Consider the following 20067-nt stretch of genomic DNA (forward strand, 5'->3'; position numbering starts at 1 on the left):
GGAATGGCCTGAACTGACTATTGAGGCGTTCTTCACATGAACCTGCCAACTCCTTCACGATCGAGTGTCGGTACGAACCCACTCACGAAGGAGCGTTCGTGGCTAGTCGCAGACCGGGGCGGCGGGCAGCACTCGCTGCCCTGACCGCCATATCCGTAGCCCTGCCCATCGCCCTCGGCGCCGCCCCCGCGCATGCACAGGACCCCGACGCCGCCTTACCCTCCGGTCCCTCCGCGTATCGGATCAAGACCGAGGCCGGCGTCCTCGCGCAGCTCGACGCCAAAGACAGGGCGACCTTCTGGGTCGCCCTGACGCATGAGGCGGACACCTCGGCCGCCCGCCGGGCCAAGGGCAAGACTGCCAAGGCACGCACGCTCTACGAGACGAAGCTGGCGTACGCCAAAAAGTCCCAGGCCCCGCTCAGGGCCCTGCTGGACAGCGCGGGCGTCCGCTACGAGTCCTTCTGGATCGCCAACACCCTCAAGGTCACCGCCGACAAGGCGCTCGCCGAGAAGATCGCGGCGCGCACCGACGTCGCCGCGCTCGAGGCCGACGACCCGATCACCATCCCCGACCCGCTGCCGGGGAAGAACGAACCGCGCCTGGACGCCGTCGAGTGGAACATCGACCGGATCAACGCCCCCAAGGTCTGGTCCGAGCTCGGCGTACGCGGCGAGGGAGTGGTCGTCGCCAGCATCGACTCAGGCGTGCAGTTCGACCACCCGGCCGTCAAGGCGAAGTACCGCGGGCTGAAGTCCGACGGCAGCTACGACAACGCCTACAACTGGTTCGATCCGGCCAAGGTCTGCACCGGCACCGCCCCCTGCGACAACAACGGCCACGGCACCCACACCATGGGCACGATGGTCGGCGACGACGGCGCGGGCAATCAGGTCGGCGTCGCCCCCGACGCCAAGTGGATCGCCGCCAAGGGCTGCGAGTCCAGTTCCTGCAGCCGCGACTCGCTGCTCCGCTCCGGCCAGTGGATCGTCGCTCCGACCGACCCGGCAGGCGCCAACCCCCGCCCCGACCTCGCACCGGACGTGGTGAACAACTCCTGGGGCAGCACTGTCCTGGACCCCTGGTACAAGGAGGTCGTGCAGTCGTGGCGGGACGCGGGCATCTTCCCGGCGTTCTCCAACGGCAACAGCGGCCCCGGCTGCAACACCTCGGGCTCGCCCGGCACTTACACGAACTCGTACTCCTCCGGCGCCTTCGACATCAACAACTCCATCGCGTCCTTCTCCTCGCGGGGCACCGGTGAGGCAGGCGGCCTCAAGCCCAACCTCGCCGCACCCGGCGTCAACGTCCGCTCCTCCTGGACGGGCGGCGGCTACAACTCCATCTCCGGTACGTCGATGGCCTCGCCGCACACCGCCGCCACCGTGGCGCTGATGTGGTCGGCTTCGCCCGCGATCCGCGGCAATGTCGCCGAGACCGAGAAGCTCCTCGACTCCACCGCCGTCGACGTGGACAACACCAGCTGCGGCGGTACGGCCGCCGACAACAACGTCTTCGGCGAGGGCCGCCTCGACGCGTACGCCGCCGTCACCGCCGCCCCGCGTGGCGCGCTCGGCGCGGTCAGCGGCAAGGTCAGCACGGCCGCGGGCCCGCTCGCCGACGCCACCCTGCGCTTCGAGGGCCCGATGAAGACGACCGTCACCACCGGCGCCGACGGCGGCTACGCCCTGCCGAAGCTGATGATCGGCGACTACACGGTCAGGGTCGCCAAGTTCGGATACGTCACGGCCCAGGGTGCCGTCACCGTCGTCGAGGACGGCAGCACGGTCAAGGACTTCGCGCTCGACGAGGCCGCGTCCGCCGATGTCACCGGCAAGGTCACCAGCCATGGCGGGGCCGAGGCGAGCGCCGTCGTCACCGCCCAGGGCACCCCGGTCACCACCAAGTCCGGCGCCGACGGCGCATACACGCTGCGGCTCCCGGTCGGCACGTACGACCTCGCCGTCACCCCCGGCCACCGCTGCGCGTCGGCCACCAGCGTCCGCGTCGAGGTCACCGGAAACACGGTCAAGGACATCGTCCTGCCCGACCGGACCGACGCCTTCGGCACCGCATGCACGGTGGGCGCAGGCGGCTTCCCGGCCGGTGCCACCAAGCTGGCGTACACCAGCACCACCTTCGGCACGGCCTCCTTCGAGCTGCCGTTCCCGGTGGCGTTCTACGGACGCACCTACCGGTCGGCGAGCGCGTCCATCGACGGGGTGCTCTCCTTCGGGACCGCCTCCACCTCCAGCAGCAACACCACTCTGCCCACCACCTTCGCCCCCAACGGCTCGCTCTATCCGTTCTGGGACAACCTCACGGTCGACGCCGACGCGGGCGTGTACTGGTCCGCGACCGGCACCGCCCCGCACCGGAAGATCGTCGTCGAGTGGCGCAACGCGCTGATCGCGGCGACCACCGCCGAGCGGGTCTCCTTCGCCGCGGTCCTCGGCGAGGACGGCTCCGCGTCCTTCCAGTACAAGGACATCTCCGGAACCGGATTCGAGAACGGCTCCGGCGCGACCATCGGCGCCGAGAACGCGACCGGCACCGACGCGCTTCTCTACTCCTTCAACGAGGGCACAGTCCGTGACGGGACGAGCATCGGCTTCCGTACGACCAGGAGCGCCGTCCTCGCCGGGACGGTCACCGACGCCAACGACGGCAAACCGGTCACCGGCGCGTCCGTCGCCGTGACCGGCGCAAGCGACACCACCGGCGCCGACGGCGGCTATCTCCTCCAGGTGCCCGCCGACGCCTCGTACGACATCGCCGTCTCGGCCCCCTCCTATGCGGCCGCCGGCGCCCGCCAGACCCCGAAGGCAGGCGAGATCGCGGTGTCGGACGCCGCGCTCACGACCGGCCGGGTCGCGGCCGACTCCACCGCTCTGACCGTCGTCGTACCGGCGACGCAACAGCGCAGCCGCACGCTCACGCTCGCCAACACCGGCACCGCCACCCCCTTCACGGTCACCGAGAAGGACGGCAAGAGCTGGATCAAGGCGGCGCCCGGCACCGGAACCCTGGCGGCGGGCGCATCCCAGAAGATCGCGCTGAGCATCGACACCGCGGGGGCCGCCCCGGGCAGCGTCCTGACCGGGACCCTGCAGGTGAAGTCCGAGAGCGGCCGCAGGCCGGTGATCGAGATCCCGGTGAAGGCGGTCGTGCCCGCCTATCAGACGGCGATCGACACCGGCACGACCAGATCCTCGGTGGACGCGCTCGGCGACACCTGGGGCCCGGACCGCAAGCACGCCACCGGCACGTACGGATATCTGGGCAGCGCCACGGAACTGTCCACCAGTCGGAGTATCGCGGGCGCGGCGGATCCGAAGCTCTACCGGACCGCCCGGCAGGGCATGTACGAATACCGCTTCGACGGGCTCCCGGCCGGCACCTACCGGATCGAGCTGGGCTTCGCCGAGCTGAGCTCCAAGGACCCGACCGACCGGGTCTTCGACGTGATGGCGGAGGGGACGCAGTACGTGCCGAACCTCGATCTGGCCCTGGAGGCGGGTGTCCGCACCGCCCACGACCGGGCCTTCACGCTCCAGGTCACTGACGGGCAGCTCAACCTCAGATTCGTGGCTAATTCCGGCAAGACTCTGGTGAATTCGATCAGGGTCACCGACCGTCCGGATCTTGCCGGGTAATTCCCCGGTGATTCCCTGGTCAGGGCCCGTCCGGCAGGTGCCGGACGGGCCCTGCGCTTAGGTAACCCTTAGTGATGAAGCGCACCGGTTCACGCCTTGGACGGCGGTTGTCACTGTCGGAGGAATTACGCAACAATGGCGTTGTGAAAAACGTCGGCGAGGCTCCGCACGAGGAACTCGCGACCGGTGAGCACTCCACGCGCAACCGGGTCGCGCGGTCCATCCTGGACCACGGCCCGTCCACCGTGGCCGACCTCGCAGGTCGCCTCGGCCTCACCCAGGCCGCCGTCCGCCGCCACCTCGACACGCTCGTCACCGAGAACGTCGTCGAGCCCCGGGAGCAGCGGGTCTACGGCGCACGCACCCGTGGGCGACCCGCCAAGGTGTTCGCGCTGACCGACTGCGGCCGGGACGCCTTCGACCAGTCGTACGACGCACTGGCCGTGGAGGCTCTCCGCTGGATCGAGCGGACCGCAGGGGGTGGGGCAGCCGGAGAGGCGGCCGTCGCCGCCTTCGCCCGCGACCGCCTCGAGGCGCAGGCGGTGGCCTACCGCAAGGCGATAGAGGCCGCGCCACCCGAACAGCGCACCGAAGCGCTGGCCAAGGCTCTGAGTGCCGACGGGTACGCTGCTACGGCGCGTGACGCACCGGTCGGCGAGCAGCTCTGCCAGCACCACTGCCCGGTCGCTCATGTGGCCGAGCAGTACCCGCAGCTGTGCGAGGCGGAGACCGAGACCTTCTCGCGGCTACTCGGGACGCATGTACAGCGACTGGCCACCATCGCGCACGGCGACGGGGTCTGCACGACGTTCATCCCCAAGACCACCACACCATCAGCATCTGCAAGCACGGCCGGGAGGAACCCCGCATGACTCTCCCCACGGAGACTGCCCACCCCGAACTCGAGGGCCTGGGTACGTACGAATTCGGCTGGGCCGACTCCGACGCGGCGGGTGCCGCGGCCAAGCGCGGCCTCTCGGAGGCTGTCGTCCGCGACATCTCGTCGAAGAAGAACGAGCCGGAGTGGATGCTGAAGCTGCGCCTGAAGGGTCTGCGGCTGTTCGGCAAGAAGCCCATGCCGAGCTGGGGCTCGGACCTGTCGGGGATCGACTTCGACAACATCAAGTACTTCGTGCGGTCCACCGAGAAGCAGGCGGAGTCCTGGGAGGACCTGCCCGAGGACATCAAGAACACGTACGACAAGCTCGGTATCCCGGAGGCGGAGAAGCAGCGCCTGGTCGCCGGCGTCGCCGCCCAGTACGAGTCCGAGGTCGTCTACCACCAGATCCGTGAGGACCTGGAGGAGCAGGGCGTCATCTTCCTGGACACGGACACCGCGCTGAAGGAGCACCCGGAGCTCTTCCAGGAGTACTTCGGCACCGTCATCCCGGTCGGCGACAACAAGTTCGCCTCGCTGAACTCGGCCGTGTGGTCCGGTGGCTCGTTCATCTACGTGCCGAAGGGCGTGCAGGTCGACATCCCGCTGCAGGCCTACTTCCGTATCAACACGGAGAACATGGGCCAGTTCGAGCGGACGCTGATCATCGTCGACGAGGACGCCTACGTCCACTACGTCGAGGGCTGCACCGCCCCGATCTACTCCTCGGACTCGCTGCACAGCGCCGTCGTCGAGATCATCGTCAAGAAGGGCGGCCGCTGCCGCTACACGACGATCCAGAACTGGTCGAACAACGTCTACAACCTGGTCACCAAGCGCGCCGTGGCGTACGAGGGCGCGACCATGGAGTGGGTCGACGGCAACATCGGCTCCAAGGTCACCATGAAGTACCCGGCCGTCTACCTGATGGGCGAGCACGCCAAGGGCGAGACCCTGTCCATCGCCTTCGCGGGCGAGGGCCAGCACCAGGACGCCGGCGCCAAGATGGTCCACATGGCCCCGAACACCTCGTCCAACATCGTCTCCAAGTCGGTGGCGCGAGGCGGTGGCCGTACGTCCTACCGCGGTCTGATCGAGATCGGCGAGGGCGCGCCGGGCGCGAAGTCCAATGTGCTCTGTGACGCGCTGCTGGTCGACACGATCTCGCGGTCCGACACCTACCCGTACGTCGACGTCCGCGAGGACGACGTGTCCATGGGCCACGAGGCGACCGTCTCCAAGGTCTCCGAGGACCAGCTCTTCTACCTGATGAGCCGCGGCATGACCGAGTTCGAGGCGATGGCGATGATCGTGCGCGGCTTCGTCGAGCCGATCGCCAAGGAACTGCCCATGGAGTACGCGCTGGAGCTCAACCGGCTGATCGAGCTGCAGATGGAGGGCTCGGTGGGCTAGCACAGCCTGACGGCCCGCCGTCCCGAGCAGCGACTGTTTTTCTGACGTAGGAAGAGAGCAAGACGACAGCCATGGCTGAGGCTCAGAACATTCCGGCGGGGTCCACCACTGCCGGTTCGATCGCGGTGGCCGCCGAGTCGACCGTCGCCACCCGCATGAGTGCGCCCCCGTCCTTCGACGTGGCGGACTTCCCGGTTCCGCACGGCCGCGAGGAGGAGTGGCGCTTCACTCCGCTGGAGCGGCTGCGCGGTCTGCACGACGGCACCGCCGTCGCCAACGGCACCGGCATCAAGGTCGACATCGACGCCCCCGAAGGCGTCGTCGTCGAGACCGTCGGCCGTGACGACGCGCGGATCGGCCGGGCCGGCACCCCGGTGGACCGGGTGGCCGCCCAGGCGTACTCCTCCTTCGAGAAGGCCTCTGTCGTCACCGTGCCCAAGGAGACCGTGCTCACCGAGCCGGTCCGGATCGCCGTGCACGGCGAGGGCGGCACCGCCTTCGCCCACCAGGTCATCGAGCTCGGCGCGTTCGCCGAGGCCGTCGTGGTCATCGACCACACCGGTGACGCGGTCGTCGCCGCCAACGTCGACTTCCTGCTGGGCGACGGAGCGAAGCTCACCGTCGTCTCCGTCCAGGACTGGGACGACAAGGCCGTCCATGTCTCCCAGCACAATGCGCTGGTCGGCCGGGACGCCTCCTTCAAGTCGATCGTGGTCACCTTCGGCGGCGACGTCGTACGCCTCCACCCGCGCGTCCAGTACGCCGGTACCGGCGGCGAGGCCGAGCTCTTCGGCCTGTACTTCACCGACGCCGGCCAGCACCAGGAGCACCGTCTGCTGGTCGACCACAATGCCCCGCACTGTCGCTCCAACGCCGCCTACAAGGGCGCCCTCCAGGGCCAGGACGCACACGCTGTCTGGATCGGCGATGTCCTGATCGAGGCCAAGGCCGAGGGCACGGACACGTACGAGATGAACCGCAACCTCGTCCTCACGGACGGCGCGCGGGTCGACTCCGTGCCGAACCTGGAGATCGAGACCGGCGAGATCGTCGGTGCGGGTCACGCCTCCGCCACCGGCCGCTTCGACGACGAGCAGCTCTTCTACCTGCAGTCCCGCGGCATCCCGGCCGACGAGGCCCGCCGTCTGGTGGTCCGCGGCTTCTTCGCCGAGCTGGTCCAGAAGATCGGCCTGCCCGATGTCGAGGAGCGCCTGCTCGCCAAGATCGACGCGGAGCTGGAGGCGTCGGTCTGATGTCCTTCGTACGAGCCTGTGCGCTGAGCGAGCTGGAGGAGGACACCCCGAAGAGGGTGGAACTCGACGGCACGCCGGTTTCGGTCGTCCGAACCGAGGGCGAGGTGTTCGCGATCAATGACATCTGCTCGCACGCGAACGTCTCGCTGTCCGAGGGCGAGGTGGAGGACTGCCAGATCGAGTGCTGGCTGCACGGCTCCAGCTTCGACCTCCGCACCGGCAAGCCGTCCGGCCTTCCCGCGACGCGCCCCGTCCCCGTATACCCCGTAAAGATCGAAGGGGACGATGTGCTCGTCTCCGTCACCCAGGAGTCCTGAGTCACCCATGGCAACGCTTGAAATCCGCGACCTGCACGTTTCCGTCGAGGCCGAGAACGGCCCCCGGGAGATCCTCAAGGGCGTCGACCTGACCGTGAAGCAGGGCGAGACCCACGCCATCATGGGCCCCAACGGCTCCGGCAAGTCGACGCTCGCGTACTCCATCGCGGGTCACCCCAAGTACACGATCACCAGCGGCACCGTGACCCTGGACGGCGAGGACGTCCTGGAGATGACCGTCGACGAGCGCGCCCGCGCCGGCATGTTCCTCGCCATGCAGTACCCGGTCGAGGTCCCCGGCGTCTCGGTCTCCAACTTCCTGCGCACCTCCGCCACCGCGATCCGCGGCGAGGCCCCCAAGCTGCGTACCTGGGTGAAGGAGGTCAAGTCCGCCATGGAGCAGCTCCAGATGGACCCGGCCTTCGCCGAGCGCAATGTCAATGAGGGCTTCTCCGGCGGTGAGAAGAAGCGCCACGAGATCCTTCAGCTGGAGCTCCTCAAGCCGAAGATCGCGATCCTCGACGAGACCGACTCCGGCCTGGACGTCGACGCCCTGCGTCAGGTCTCCGAGGGCGTCAACCGCGTCCACGAGTCCGGCGAGGTCGGCACCCTGCTGATCACGCACTACACGCGCATCCTGCGCTACATCAAGCCCGACTTCGTGCACGTTTTCGCGAACGGACGTATCGCCGAGTCCGGCGGCGCCGAGCTCGCCGACAAGCTCGAGGCCGAGGGCTACGAGGCATACACGAAGGGTGGCGTATCCGCGTGACACAGCTGCCGGGCCTCCTCGACACCGAGGCGATCCGCAAGGACTTCCCGATCCTGGACCGCTTGATCCATGACGGGAAGAAGCTCGTGTACCTGGACAACGCGGCGACGTCACAGACGCCGCGCCAGGTGCTCGATGTGCTGAGCGAGTACTACGAACAGCACAATGCCAACGTCCACCGCGGCATTCATGTGCTCGCGGAGGAGGCCACGGCGCTGTACGAGGGCGCCCGCGACAAGGTCGCCGCCTTCATCAACGCGCCGAGCCGCGACGAGGTGATCTTCACCAAGAACGCCTCCGAGTCGCTCAACCTCGTGGCCAACATGCTCGGCTGGGCCGACGAGCCCTACCGCGTGGATCACGAGACCGAGATCGTCATCACGGAGATGGAGCACCACTCCAACATCGTGCCGTGGCAGCTGCTCTCGCAGCGCACCGGCGCGAAGCTGAAGTGGTTCGGCCTCACCGACGACGGCCGGCTCGACCTGTCCAACATCGACGAGATCATCACCGAGAAGACGAAGATCGTCTCCTTCACGCTGGTCTCCAACATCATGGGCACGGTCAACCCGGTCGAGGCGCTCGTGCGCCGTGCTCAGGACGTGGGCGCGCTGGTCCTGGTCGACGCCTCGCAGGCCGCGCCGCACATGCCGCTGGACGTACAGGCGCTCGGCGCCGACTTCGTGGCCTTCACCGGCCACAAGATGTGCGGCCCGACCGGCATCGGCGTGCTGTGGGGCCGGCAGGAGCTGCTCGAGGACCTGCCGCCGTTCCTCGGCGGCGGCGAGATGATCGAGACCGTGTCGATGCACTCGTCGACGTACGCCCCCGCGCCGCACAAGTTCGAGGCCGGTACGCCCCCGATCGCCCAGGCCGTCGGCCTCGGCGCGGCCGTGGACTACCTCTCCGCGATCGGCATGGACAAGATCGCCCAGCATGAGCACGTCCTCACCGAGTACGCGGTGAAGCGGCTGCTCGAGGTCCCGGACCTGCGGATCATCGGCCCCACCACGGCCGAGGAGCGCGGTGCCGCGATCTCGTTCACGATTGGGGATATCCACCCGCACGACGTGGGCCAGGTCCTCGACGAGCAGGGCATCGCGGTCCGGGTCGGCCACCACTGCGCGCGGCCGGTCTGCCTGCGGTACGGAATTCCTGCGACCACGCGGGCGTCGTTCTATCTGTACTCCACGCCCGCGGAGGTCGACGCGCTGATCGACGGGCTGGAGCACGTACGGAACTTCTTCGGCTGAAGGGCTGGGACGTGAAGCTTGATTCGATGTACCAGGACGTCATCCTGGACCACTACAAGCACCCGCACGGGCGGGGCTTGCGGGATGGCGATGCCGAGGTGCACCACGTCAACCCGACCTGCGGCGACGAGATCACTCTGCGTGTGCGGTACGAAGGCTCGCTGATCGCTGACATCTCGTACGAGGGCCAGGGCTGCTCCATCAGCCAGGCCAGCGCGTCCGTGCTGAACGAGCTGCTGGTCGGCAAGGAGCTCGCCGAGGCGCAGAAGATCCAGGCGACCTTCCTGGAGCTGATGCAGTCCAAGGGTCAGCTGGAGCCGGACGACGCGATGGAGGAGGTGCTGGAGGACGCGGTCGCGTTCGCCGGCGTCTCCAAGTACCCGGCCCGCGTGAAGTGCGCGCTGCTGAGCTGGATGGCGTGGAAGGACGCGACCGCCCAGGCGCTGGGTGAGGCCCCCGAGAGGAAGACGGCATGACTGAGAACGCAGGGACCGCACTGAAGCCGGCCTCCGAGGAAGAGGTCCGCGAGGCGCTGTATGACGTCGTCGACCCCGAGCTGGGCATCGACGTCGTCAACCTCGGCCTGATCTACGGCATCCACATCGACGACTCCAATGTCGCGACGCTGGACATGACGCTGACGTCCGCGGCCTGTCCGCTGACCGATGTGATCGAGGACCAGGCGAAGTCGGCGACGGAAGGCCTCGTCAACGAGCTGAAGATCAACTGGGTCTGGATGCCGCCGTGGGGCCCGGACAAGATCACGGACGACGGGCGCGAGCAGCTGCGCGCGCTGGGCTTCAACGTCTGAGCGTTTGAGACCGGCTGAGTTCCAGAAAACGGCCATGCCCGCCAGACACACTGGTGAGCATGGCCGTTTCGCTGTACACCGTCGTCGTCGACGCCCACGATCTGCCGGGGCTCGCCCGCTTCTGGAGCCAGGTGCTGAACTGGAAGGTGGTCTTCGAGGCCGATGACGAAATCGTCATCGGGGCCGACGAGTCCGCGCTGCCGGGGATCACCTTCGTGCCCGTGGCCGAGCGCAAGACCGTCAAGAACCGGCTGCACATCGACCTCACGCCCGACGACCAGGCCGCCGAGGTCGAGAGGATCATCGGGCTCGGGGCGCGGCGGGCCGATGTCGGGCAGGGGCCCGAAGCGACCTGGGTGGTGCTCGCCGACCCCGAGGGCAATGAGTTCTGTGTGCTGCGGCCGAAGAAGACACTGCTCGACTAGGGGGCGGTGGGCCCGCCGGCGTTATGTACGCGCGTACGCAACGTTGTGTACTCTCGTACACATGGGATACGGACTGCTGGCCGCGGCTATCGCGGCGGAGGTGGCCGGCACGACGGCCATGAAGTACAGCGAGGGCTTCACCCGGCTGTGGCCCTCGCTGCTCACCGTCGCGGGCTATGTGCTCGCCTTCTCGCTGCTCGCCCAGACGCTGAAGACCATGTCGGTGGGCACCGCGTACGCGATCTGGGCCGGCGTCGGCACGGCCGCGATCGCCGCCATCGGCATGATTTTCCTGGGTGAGTCGACCAGTCTGGTCAGGATCACGGGCATCGCGCTGGTGATCGTCGGCGTCGTGGTCCTCAACATGGGCGGTGTCCACTGATGGCGCGGCGGTACGACCCCGAGCGGCGTCAGCGCATCATCGACGCTGCGATCCGGGTGGCCGGCAAAAGCGGGATCGCCGGGCTCAGCCACCGCACCGTGGCGGCCGAGGCCGATGTGCCGCTCGGTTCGACGACGTATCACTTCGCCTCCCTCGACGAGCTGTTGGTCGCCGCGTTGCGCCAGGCCAACGAGGGGTTCGCGGCGATGGTGCGGAAGAGCGGCGCGCTCGTCGACCCGGACGCCGACCTCGCCGAGGAACTCGCCCGGCTCATGGGGGAGTGGCTCGCCGGGGAGCGTACGGGCGTGGAGCTGGAGTACGAGCTCTATCTGGCAGCCCTGCGGCGGCCCGCGCTGCGGCCGGTCGCCGCGGAGTGGTGCCAGGAGCTCGCCGAGATCCTGGCCCGGCGGACCGATCCGGTCACGGCGCGGGCGCTGGTGGCGCTGATGGACGGGATCTGTCTGCAGGTGCTGCTGACGGACGCTCGGTACGAGGCGGAATTCGCGCGGGAGATGTTGGCGCGGGTCATCGCCCGAGGGTGATGTGCCTCAGGGTGACGCGTCCTAGGGTGACGCGTCCGAGGGGGACGCGTCCGAGGGTGACGCGTCCCTGCCGCTGTTGACCCGCGGAGACCGCGCTGACATAGTCCGTTCCCAAAGGGAACTCACTGGGGCGGGGTACATGGGGATGCTGCGGGACGTGCCGCGGGCGGTGCGGCTACTGGCCTTCGGCGGGTTCTTCAACTCCGCCGTCAGCCTCACCTTCGTCTACCTCTTCGTGTACCTGACGGGACCGCGTGGGCTGACCGTCACCCAGGCCGGGCTGATCAGCGGCATCGGCGGTGCGGGAGTGGTCGCCGGGAACTTCACCGGCGGCTGGTTCGGCGACCGTTACGGCCACCGCCGCGCCCTCCTCGCCGGGGCGACCGTGAGCGGCGCGGTCCTTCTCACCCTCCCGCTGCTCCCCGTCGCCGCGCTGTACGCGGCGCTGCCCCTCGCCGAATACGCCTCCGGCGTCGTACGCGCCGCCAACTCCGCGCTCGTCGCCGTCTCCGTCCCCGAGGGCACACGCCGCCAGGGCTTCGCCGTGATGCGCTTCGCGGGCAACGCCGGCTTCACCGTCGGACCCCCGCTCGGTGCGCTGCTCGCCGCCCACACCTCGTACGACTGGCTCTTCGCCGTCGACGGCCTCGGCACGCTCGCCTTCGCGGCGTACGCGTCGCGCGTGCTCCCGGCCCGCGCCGCGGTGCACGCCAAACCCGCCCACGACCCGGACGCCCCGTCCGTCTGGCGCGAGCTGCGCGCCAGGCCCGCGGTGCTGGTGCTGCTCGCCGGGATCCTCTGCGTAGACCTCGTCTACCGGCAGCAGTACTCCACACTGCCCGTCTTCCTCGCCGACCACGGTCTCGGCACCCAGGTCTACGGCTGGCTGCTGGCCATCAACGGCGGTGTCATCCTCTGCCTCGAACTCCCCGCAGCGCACGCCCTGCGCAAACGCGCCCCGCTCTCCATCGTCGGCACCGGACTGCTGCTCGTCGGCCTCGGCTACGCGGTGCTGATACCGGGCGCCGGGCTGCTGTTCGCGATCACCATGATGCTGTCGCTGACTGCGGGCGAGATCCTCTACAAGACCACCGCCACCGCCTACGTCGCCGACGAGGCCCCCGCCCATGCACAGGGCCGCTTCCAGAGCCTGTACGCGGGAGCCTCCGTCAGCGGCCAGGTACTCGCCCCGCCGCTGGGCGGAGCCCTCTACTCCACCGCGCCCGGCTTGCTCTGGCCCGCCTGCGCGGTCCTCGCGGGCGCCGCCGGAGCCGCGGTTCTGGCGGCCGGGAGGCTCCGTACGCGCCCGTCAACTGAGACCGGTTCGCCCCCGCGGGCCCTTGCCGGTTAGCGTTCCACCATGACTGACTCGCCCGACAGCACCACTGCTACTCGCACCACCGGCGCCGTCGCCGCCGGACTCGCCACCCTGGCCACCGATGGCACCGTCCTGGACACCTGGTTCCCCGCCCCCGAGCTCGTCGCCGAGCCCGGGCCCGCCGGGACCGAGCGGCTGACCGCCGAGCGTGCCGTCGAGCTGCTCGGCGAAGGGGCCGCCAAGGCCATCGGCCCGGATGCCCGCCGCGGCGTCGAGGTCGTCGCCGTCCGTACGGTCATCGCCTCGCTCGACGACAAGCCGCTGGACGCACACGACGCGTATCTGCGCCTGCACCTGCTGAGCCACCGGCTGGTCAAGCCGCACGGCCAGAACCTGGACGGCCTCTTCGGGCTGCTCGCCAATGTCGCCTGGACCTCGCTCGGCCCCGTCGCCGTCGACCAGGTGGAGAGCGTGCGGCTGAACGCTCGCGCCGAGGGTCTGCACCTGGCCGTGACGAGCATCGACAAGTTCCCGCGGATGACGGACTACGTCGCGCCCAAGGGCGTACGCATCGCCGACGCCGACCGCGTCCGGCTCGGCGCGCACCTCGCCGAGGGCACCACCGTGATGCACGAGGGCTTCGTCAACTTCAACGCCGGCACGCTCGGCACATCGATGGTCGAGGGCCGCATCTCCGCGGGCGTCGTCGTCGGCGACGGCTCGGACATCGGCGGCGGCGCCTCCACCATGGGCACCCTCTCCGGCGGCGGCAACGTCCGCATCGTCATCGGCGAGCGCTGCCTGATCGGCGCGGAGGCGGGCGTCGGCATCGCGCTCGGCGACGAGTGCGTCGTCGAGGCCGGTCTTTACGTCACCGCGGGCACCCGGGTCACCATGCCCGACGGGCAGATCGTCAAGGCCCGTGAGCTCTCCGGCGCGAGCAACATCCTCTTCCGCCGCAACTCGGTCACCGGCTCTGTCGAGGCCCGCCCGAACAACGCGGTCTGGGGCGGCCTCAACGACATCCTGCACAGCCACAACTAGCTGCCCGGGGCTGCCCGGGCAGCCGGTTCGTCCTCAGCTCTCCCCCCAGACTTCGTCCGGGGGGACCCCGGACGGGCCTGATTCCGCAAGCAGCTCCTCGTACGCCACACGCAGCCCGCAGGTCGCCTCGCGGCCCGCGGGCTGCAGCGGCTCCCGGACCGGGCCCGCCTCCATCAGCGCCTTCGCCGTCACCGTGCCGGGCAGGCCCGACGCCATCATCAGCTCGGCCAGGGGGAGCGTGAGCCCGTTGAGGCGGGCGGCCTCGGCGGTGGCGCCCCTGTCGTACGCGTCGAGCACCGCGCGCAGCTGTCGCGGCGCGACATTCGCGACCGTGCTGACGAAGCCCGCGCCGCCCACCGCGTAGAGCGGCAGATTCAGCTGCTCGCTGCCCGAGTAGTACGCGAGCGAGGTGCGCGCGATCACCTTGGCCGAGCCGAGCAGGTCGTACGCGCAGTCCTTGACCGCCACGATGCGGGGGTGCCCCGCGAGGCGCAGGACCGTGTCGGGCTCGATGCGGGTGCCGGTGCGGCCGGGGATGTCGTAGAGCATCACGGGGAGTGCGGTGGCATCGGCGACCGTACGGAAGTGGGCCTCGACCGCCTCCTGCGGCGGACGGCTGTAGTACGGCGTGACCACCAACAGGCCGTCCGCACCCGCCTGTTCGGCCGCGCGCGCCAGCTCGACGGTGTGCCGCGTGGATGCGCTGCCCACGCCCGCGACCACGGCGGCGCTGTCGCCGACCGCTTGGCGTACGGCTCGTACCAGCGCGGTCTTCTCGGCGTCGGTGGTGGTCGGGGACTCGCCTGTGGTGCCGTTCAGGACCAGTCCGTCGCAGCCTTCGGCCACCAGATGCACGGCGAGGCGCGCCGCCGCGTCCAGGTCCAGCTCACCGGTGGCGGTGAAGGGCGTGATCATCGCGCAGAGGGCCCGGCCGAACGGGCGTGTTGTGGTCATGCTCCGCAGTGTCGGCCCACCGGACAGTGAAGGTCCACTTAGATCTCCTTGGGGTCAGGGTCAAGCAGTGCTGAACAGTGGACCGGCTGCCGCGTGAACGACTCCGGCTGTTGACCTCAACCATGGTTCACGTTTCACGATGGTGATCAGCGGCGCACCGCAGGGGCGCGCCGATCGAGGAGGCACCGCCATGACCGTGACCGTGCAACCGGACTCCCGGCCCGACCTCACCCGCACCGGGGTCGGCGTCATCAAGGTGTCCACCTGGGACGTCGGCACGCCCGAGCGGCAGCGGGCCGTCGTCGACGCCATCGCCGAGGCATGGCGGAGCCGGGCCTGGCCCGATGCCGGACTGCTCTCGTACAGCGTCCACATCGGTGAGGACGGCAGGACCCTCCTCCACTACTCGCAGTGGACGGGCGAGGATGCCTACCAGGAGTTCGTCCGCACCTTCCGGGACGAGCGGAACGCGGAGATCGACGCCGCCGTGCCCGGCGTCGAGCGGCTCGGGCTCCAGTCGTACGAGCTCTACCGCAGCGGTGCCCTGGGCGCCGACGACCGGCGCGTCCCGGGCTGCGTCGTGATCGTGGACGTGGAGTTCGAAGGACCCGACCCCGCCCGTCAGCGGGCCTGGGTGGACGGTGTCTTCGAGGCGCTGGCGACCGAGCCGCACCCTCACCCGGGCGGGATCTCCGGGCATTTCCACATCAGCGTCGACGGGACACGCGTACTCAACTACGCCGAGTGGGAGAGCGCAGAGGCCCACCGCGAGGCCCTGGCCGGGCCCGGCGACGGGGTGGGGTCGAGGACCGAGCAGTGGGCCAGGGTGCAGAACTTCCCCGGCGTGACCGGCGCCGGCGTGAACCGGTACACGCCCGCGCTGAGTCTCAGCGCGGGCGTGTAGCCGGACGGGCCTTACGGGCGGAAGCGCAGCACCTGCGGGTCGTGGTCGCTGTTCTGGTCCGCGAACTCCGCGTTGATGTGCACGCTGTCGTACGCGAAGTCGTCGATCGACGGGCTGGTCAGGATCTGGTCGAGGACCTGGCTGTTGCCCTGGTAGACGTACGAGTAACGCTCCGAGCGCGGCAGCGACTTGACCGCCGGGTAGAGCGCGCCGCCGTCGGTGAGGGCCTTCGTCGTCGCCGAGAACTCGAAGTCGTTGATGTCGCCGAGGACCAGCACGTCGGCGCGGCGGTCGGCCTTCAGGATGTCCTTGACGAAGGCGTTGACCGCCTGCGCCTGCTCGAGGCGCTTGGTCTCGGAGGAGCGGACCGGCGGCTGGTGGTGCGAGGTCAGGCCCTCGTCGCCGCCCTTCGAGCCGAAGTGGTTGGCGATCACGAAGACCGTGCGGCCGCGGAAGGTGAACTCGCCCGCCAGCGGCTTGCGGCTGCTCCCCCAGGCGGCGTTCGCCGGGTCGATCCGGCCCGGGGAGAGCGTCAGCGCCGCCCGGCCCTTCTCCTCCACGACACCGGTCGCCGTCTTCGCGTCGCCGCCCGGCCGGTCCGTGAAGGAGACCCGCTCCGGGTTGAAGAGGAAGACCTGGCGGATGTTGCCGCCGGGCTCGCCGCCGTCCTTGTTGTTCTCGGGGTCGATGGTCCGCCACTCGTATGCCGGGCCGCCCGCCGCGGCGATCGCCGCGGTGAACTTCTTCAGCGTTTCGCCCGCCGCGACCGTGCCGTCGTTCTTGGCGCCGTTGTCGTCCTGGATCTCCTCCAGGGCCAGGATGTCGGGCGAGGCGAGGTTGTTCACCACGGCGGCCGCGAGCGCGTCGAACTTCTCCTGCGGGTCGGAGGGGTCGAGGTTCTCCACGTTGTATGTGGCGACCGCCAGCTCACCGCGGCTCTGCTTGCGCGTCGTCTCACGCTCCAGGCCAAGGCCGGCGACTGTGCCGAGCGTGCGGGCCGTGATCGTGTAGCCGCCGAACTGGTTGAAGTCCAGGGGCCCTTCGGTCGTCCCGGCCAGCACATCCCCGACATTCGCCTTGGGGAAGGGCTGCTGGGCGAGCGGCGTCAGCGACTGGATCTGCAGCCGACCGGTGTTCTGCGAGGTGTACGAGCCGTAGACCGTGCCGCCGCGGCGGTTCGCGTGCTCGAACGGCTTCACCGTCACCCACAGCTCCGCGAACGGGTCGGTGGCGCCGACGACGCGGGAGGTGCCGATGCGTACGTTCGCGCCCTCCAGCGACTCGTAGTAGTCCAGGGCGTACTTACGGGGCTCGAGGGGGAGGGCGTTGATGCTGCTGCCCGCCGCCGCGTCGCCGGCCGGGGCGTACGCCGAAGGCACCGACCACGCGGAGATCGTGACCGGCGCGGGCAGTTCGTTGCCGGAGGAGACGACGGTGACGGCCGGCTTGGTGATCTCCGTCAGCGACTGGTTGCCGGAGGACGTGCCGCCCGGGACGTACTCGGTGACCGTGCCGGAGACCAGCACCTTGTCGCCGACGGCGACGGTCGGGGCGGAGCCGGTGAAGACGAAGACACCCTCGCTGGTGGCGGGGTTGGCGTCCGCCTCCGGGTCCTGGAGCCAGAAGCCCCTGGAGCCGTAGGTCCGTACGCCCGTGACGATTCCGGGAACCTCGGTCACCTGCTGTCCGGCCAGCGGGGATACCCGGGTGGTGCCCTGGATGTCATGGATCCGGACCGCGGCGGCGGAGGCGGCGTCGGCGGAGGCGGCGGAGGAGCCTGCGAGCAGGCCGGTGGCCAGCGCGGCGGCGACGACGGCCGCGACAGCGGCCGTTCTCGGTGCGACGGAGGAAGGCATCAAGGAACTCCGGAGGTGAGGGATGAGAGGCGGGGAGTGGACTCCCCGAATGGTTCTACGCGCGTCAATCTCTTGGTTGGGCAGGGGAGTTGTCAAGAGTTGACGGGTGTACGGAGGCCGACGGATCGGTGAACCTGCGCACGGGACGCACAAGGCGCGCGGGCGCGCTCCTGTGCGTACTGCCCGGGCGCGGCGAAACCCGGTGAAATACGTCTACGCTGGGGGCCGCCCGGACCCCGTACGCCCGAGGAGAACCACCAGATGCCAGAGGACCGCCCCACCCTGCCGCCGGTGCGGCTGCACCCGGACGCGGAGCTGGCGCGGGACGCGCTTGCCACGCCGCTGTTGACCAGGGCCGTCCGGCTCGCCCGCTGGGCGGGTCCGGACACCCGGGTCGGTGCAGGCGGCGAACTCGTGGACGAGCAGCTGCCCGCGGCCGCCCAAGAGTTGGGCCTCGGGACCGGCGGCGACGGACCTGCGTACGCGAGCGAGGCGTGGCGCGCCGCCGTCGACACCGGGCTCGTGGAGGTCCACGAACCGGTCGACGACGCCGAGCACGGCACGGTCACCGCGGGTGAGAACCTCGCACTGATCAACTCCGGCGGGCCGCAGGACATCCTCGCCATCTGGCTGGAGGCCCTGGAGGCCGTGTACGCCGACGCCATCGCGCCGCTGCTCGACAACCTGGCCGAGGCGATCGGCGAGGACGGGGAGATCGACTACGAGGCGCTGGAATGGGACCCGGACGCCGAGGCGGAGTTCCTCGACGGGGTCCTCGGGAATCTCTATCTGCTCACCGTCGCGGAGGGCGGCGCGGGCGAAGGGCCGGTGCCGCTGCCCGCGCTCGCCGCGTCGATGATCGTGCCCGACGACATGGGCGAGCCCACCGACGACGTACTGGAGCAGGTGTCGGTGGCGATGATGCGGCTGGACGACCAGTTCCAGCTGTTCGAGCCGATCGGCCTGGTCGAATACCGGCCGGTGGACGAGGGGTTGATGGCGGAGGACGGCGAGGAGCCCGTGGCGCCGGTGGACGACGAGGACGTCTCCCGGTACGGAATGGTCAGGCTCACCCCGCTCGGTCTGTACGGCATCAGGGCCCGGATGCTGGAGGCGGGGATCGACGCGCCGGCGGTGGGGGATCTCGCGGACAAGGGCGCGGACGTACTCCTCGACGGGCTCGCGCAGTTCCCGGAGCCGGCGGCCCGGGCCGAGACCGAACAGTGGCTCGCACGGCGTGGCCCGGCCGACGCCGCCCGCGACCTGCTGGCCGCGGCCCGGGGCACGGACGCGGGCGCTCCGCTGCGCCGCCTCCACTGCCAGCAGGCGCTGACCCTGGTGGGCCCGCAGGCCGAGCCGGCGGTCCGCGCCGTCCTCGACGACGCGGAACTGGGCGGCCTGGCGCGGGTCTGGCTGGCGGAGCGCGGCGCGACGGACGTACCGGCGCCGCCGGAGCCGATGATCTTCTGGCTGGCGATCGACACGATTGCGGCGCAGCTGGACGCGGAGGGCGAACTGGAGGAACTCCAGGGCCTGGTGGAGGACCTGGTCGGTCAGCACAGCGGCTTCTTCGAGGCGGCGTGGCGGGTGGACCACCCGGCGACGGCGGAGGTGCTGGAGGCGATGGGCAGGCTGCACCGGGACAAGGCGGCGGCGAAGGAGGCGCGCAAGGCGGCCTTCAAGGCGCGTTCGCGGTCGGGCGGCTGAGCCCCGGTCAACTGCGCCCCGGTAACTGATCTCCGGAATCAACTGCGCCCCGATCAGCTGGTCCTCGGTCATATGAGGGGCGGCGGGCACCCTGAGGTGTCCGCCGCCCACCGTGAGGGAACGTCAGCACTCATACCGTGTCGTGTGCTTGAACGAGGACGTCGCGCCCTCGAAGCCGTACGTTCCCCGGTACGCCGGCGGATTCTGGTACTCGCCGACGATCGTGATCGTGTTCGCGCATGAACCCTGGCCCGCGCGCTTCGCGTCCAGCCGCAGCTGGTCGCCGATGGTGCCGCCGGTGATGTTCCACGGCGCGCCGCAGATGCCGGACGTGATCTGACCGCCCGTCACCACATGCGGGTAGGTGTTCGGGTTGTACTTCACCTCGATGGCGAAGGTGACCTGACCGTTGTGCAGTTCCAGCTTCGCCATCGTCTGGATCGCCTCCGCGGAGACCTCCATCGGCCTGGCGAACGCCTCGTCACGCGTCTTGACCTCCGCGCCCTGGGCATTCAGGTAGCGGTGCTCGGCGCGCGCCTGGCCGCCGCTCTTCTGCTGTTTCCGTGCTTGCGTGGTCATGGTG

General features: G+C 69.7%; 19 protein-coding genes. 16 read left to right on the forward strand and 3 right to left on the reverse strand.

The window, feature by feature from the left end; genetic code table 11:
- Window positions 1-98 precede the first annotated feature (98 nt).
- The 14 genes from ACH492_RS19525 (at window position 99) to dapD (ending at window position 14063) form a co-directional block, all read left to right on the forward strand.
- Complete coding sequence (locus ACH492_RS19525) at window positions 99-3656, forward strand: S8 family serine peptidase (RefSeq protein ID WP_398988126.1); 3558 nt, start codon at window positions 99-101, stop codon at window positions 3654-3656.
- Window positions 3657-3799: 143 nt separating this feature from the next.
- Entirely contained in the window at window positions 3800-4528 is a 729-nt protein-coding gene (locus ACH492_RS19530; RefSeq protein WP_398988128.1) for a helix-turn-helix transcriptional regulator, read from the forward strand.
- Complete coding sequence (gene sufB / locus ACH492_RS19535; RefSeq protein WP_398988130.1) at window positions 4525-5946, forward strand: Fe-S cluster assembly protein SufB; 1422 nt, start codon at window positions 4525-4527, stop codon at window positions 5944-5946. The genes ACH492_RS19530 and sufB overlap by 4 nt, the downstream gene beginning before the upstream one ends.
- 71 nt (window positions 5947-6017) lie before the next feature.
- Entirely contained in the window at window positions 6018-7199 is a 1182-nt protein-coding gene (gene sufD / locus ACH492_RS19540; protein WP_398988132.1) for a Fe-S cluster assembly protein SufD, read from the forward strand.
- Entirely contained in the window at window positions 7199-7516 is a 318-nt protein-coding gene (locus ACH492_RS19545; protein ID WP_398988134.1) for a bifunctional 3-phenylpropionate/cinnamic acid dioxygenase ferredoxin subunit, read from the forward strand. The genes sufD and ACH492_RS19545 overlap by 1 nt, the downstream gene beginning before the upstream one ends.
- Window positions 7517-7523: 7 nt before the next feature.
- A complete protein-coding gene (gene sufC / locus ACH492_RS19550; protein WP_389187221.1) occupies window positions 7524-8288 on the forward strand; it encodes a Fe-S cluster assembly ATPase SufC in 765 nt (254 codons plus the stop codon).
- The gene (locus ACH492_RS19555) at window positions 8285-9541 is read left to right on the forward strand and encodes a cysteine desulfurase (RefSeq protein ID WP_398988137.1); all 1257 of its coding nucleotides are present in this window, start codon (window positions 8285-8287) and stop codon (window positions 9539-9541) included. The genes sufC and ACH492_RS19555 overlap by 4 nt, the downstream gene beginning before the upstream one ends.
- 11 nt (window positions 9542-9552) lie before the next feature.
- On the forward strand, window positions 9553-10017 hold the full coding sequence (gene sufU / locus ACH492_RS19560; RefSeq protein ID WP_398988139.1) for a Fe-S cluster assembly sulfur transfer protein SufU: 465 nt from the start codon (window positions 9553-9555) through the stop codon (window positions 10015-10017).
- Window positions 10014-10352: a metal-sulfur cluster assembly factor gene (locus tag ACH492_RS19565; protein ID WP_307664220.1), complete on the forward strand. Its 339-nt coding sequence runs from the start codon at window positions 10014-10016 to the stop codon at window positions 10350-10352. Before sufU ends, ACH492_RS19565 begins: the two co-directional genes overlap by 4 nt.
- A gap of 59 nt (window positions 10353-10411) precedes the next feature.
- Window positions 10412-10777 (forward strand): VOC family protein, encoded by a 366-nt coding sequence (locus ACH492_RS19570; RefSeq protein WP_398988141.1) that lies wholly within the window; start codon window positions 10412-10414, stop codon window positions 10775-10777.
- 61 nt (window positions 10778-10838) lie between these two features.
- Window positions 10839-11159 (forward strand): DMT family transporter, encoded by a 321-nt coding sequence (locus tag ACH492_RS19575; protein ID WP_398988143.1) that lies wholly within the window; start codon window positions 10839-10841, stop codon window positions 11157-11159.
- A complete protein-coding gene (locus ACH492_RS19580) occupies window positions 11159-11701 on the forward strand; it encodes a TetR/AcrR family transcriptional regulator (RefSeq protein WP_398988145.1) in 543 nt (180 codons plus the stop codon). The genes ACH492_RS19575 and ACH492_RS19580 overlap by 1 nt, the downstream gene beginning before the upstream one ends.
- A gap of 139 nt (window positions 11702-11840) precedes the next feature.
- The gene (locus tag ACH492_RS19585) at window positions 11841-13052 is read left to right on the forward strand and encodes an MFS transporter (RefSeq protein ID WP_398988147.1); all 1212 of its coding nucleotides are present in this window, start codon (window positions 11841-11843) and stop codon (window positions 13050-13052) included.
- A 9-nt stretch (window positions 13053-13061) separates the two neighbouring features.
- Window positions 13062-14063, forward strand: a complete 1002-nt coding sequence (gene dapD, locus ACH492_RS19590; RefSeq protein WP_398988149.1) for a 2,3,4,5-tetrahydropyridine-2,6-dicarboxylate N-succinyltransferase — start codon at window positions 13062-13064, stop codon at window positions 14061-14063.
- Window positions 14064-14096: 33 nt separating this feature from the next.
- Here dapD and dapA read toward each other — a convergent pair whose 3' ends face one another.
- Window positions 14097-15017, reverse strand: a complete 921-nt coding sequence (dapA, locus tag ACH492_RS19595) for a 4-hydroxy-tetrahydrodipicolinate synthase (RefSeq protein WP_398988151.1) — start codon at window positions 15015-15017, stop codon at window positions 14097-14099.
- Window positions 15018-15207: 190 nt separating this feature from the next.
- Between dapA and ACH492_RS19600 the strand changes: the two genes are divergently transcribed.
- Complete coding sequence (locus ACH492_RS19600; RefSeq protein WP_398988153.1) at window positions 15208-15921, forward strand: antibiotic biosynthesis monooxygenase; 714 nt, start codon at window positions 15208-15210, stop codon at window positions 15919-15921.
- Window positions 15922-15932: 11 nt separating this feature from the next.
- On the opposite strand, the gene ACH492_RS19605 is transcribed toward ACH492_RS19600, so the two are convergent.
- The gene (locus ACH492_RS19605; RefSeq protein WP_398988155.1) at window positions 15933-17777 is read right to left on the reverse strand and encodes an endonuclease/exonuclease/phosphatase family protein; all 1845 of its coding nucleotides are present in this window, start codon (window positions 17775-17777) and stop codon (window positions 15933-15935) included.
- Between the two features lie 261 nt (window positions 17778-18038).
- Here ACH492_RS19605 and ACH492_RS19610 point away from each other — a divergent pair, with 261 nt between their 5' ends.
- On the forward strand, window positions 18039-19484 hold the full coding sequence (locus ACH492_RS19610) for a hypothetical protein (protein WP_398988157.1): 1446 nt from the start codon (window positions 18039-18041) through the stop codon (window positions 19482-19484).
- Window positions 19485-19607: 123 nt separating this feature from the next.
- Here ACH492_RS19610 and ACH492_RS19615 read toward each other — a convergent pair whose 3' ends face one another.
- Window positions 19608-20063 carry a hypothetical protein gene (locus tag ACH492_RS19615; RefSeq protein WP_398988159.1) on the reverse strand — a complete coding sequence of 152 codons (456 nt, stop codon included), beginning with the start codon at window positions 20061-20063 and terminating at the stop codon, window positions 19608-19610.
- Between the last annotated feature and the right edge of the window lie 4 nt (window positions 20064-20067).

Origin of the sequence: Streptomyces sp. NPDC019443 (assembly GCF_044389785.1) — a bacterium.
In the GTDB taxonomy this organism is placed as follows: Bacteria; Actinomycetota; Actinomycetes; order Streptomycetales; family Streptomycetaceae; genus Streptomyces.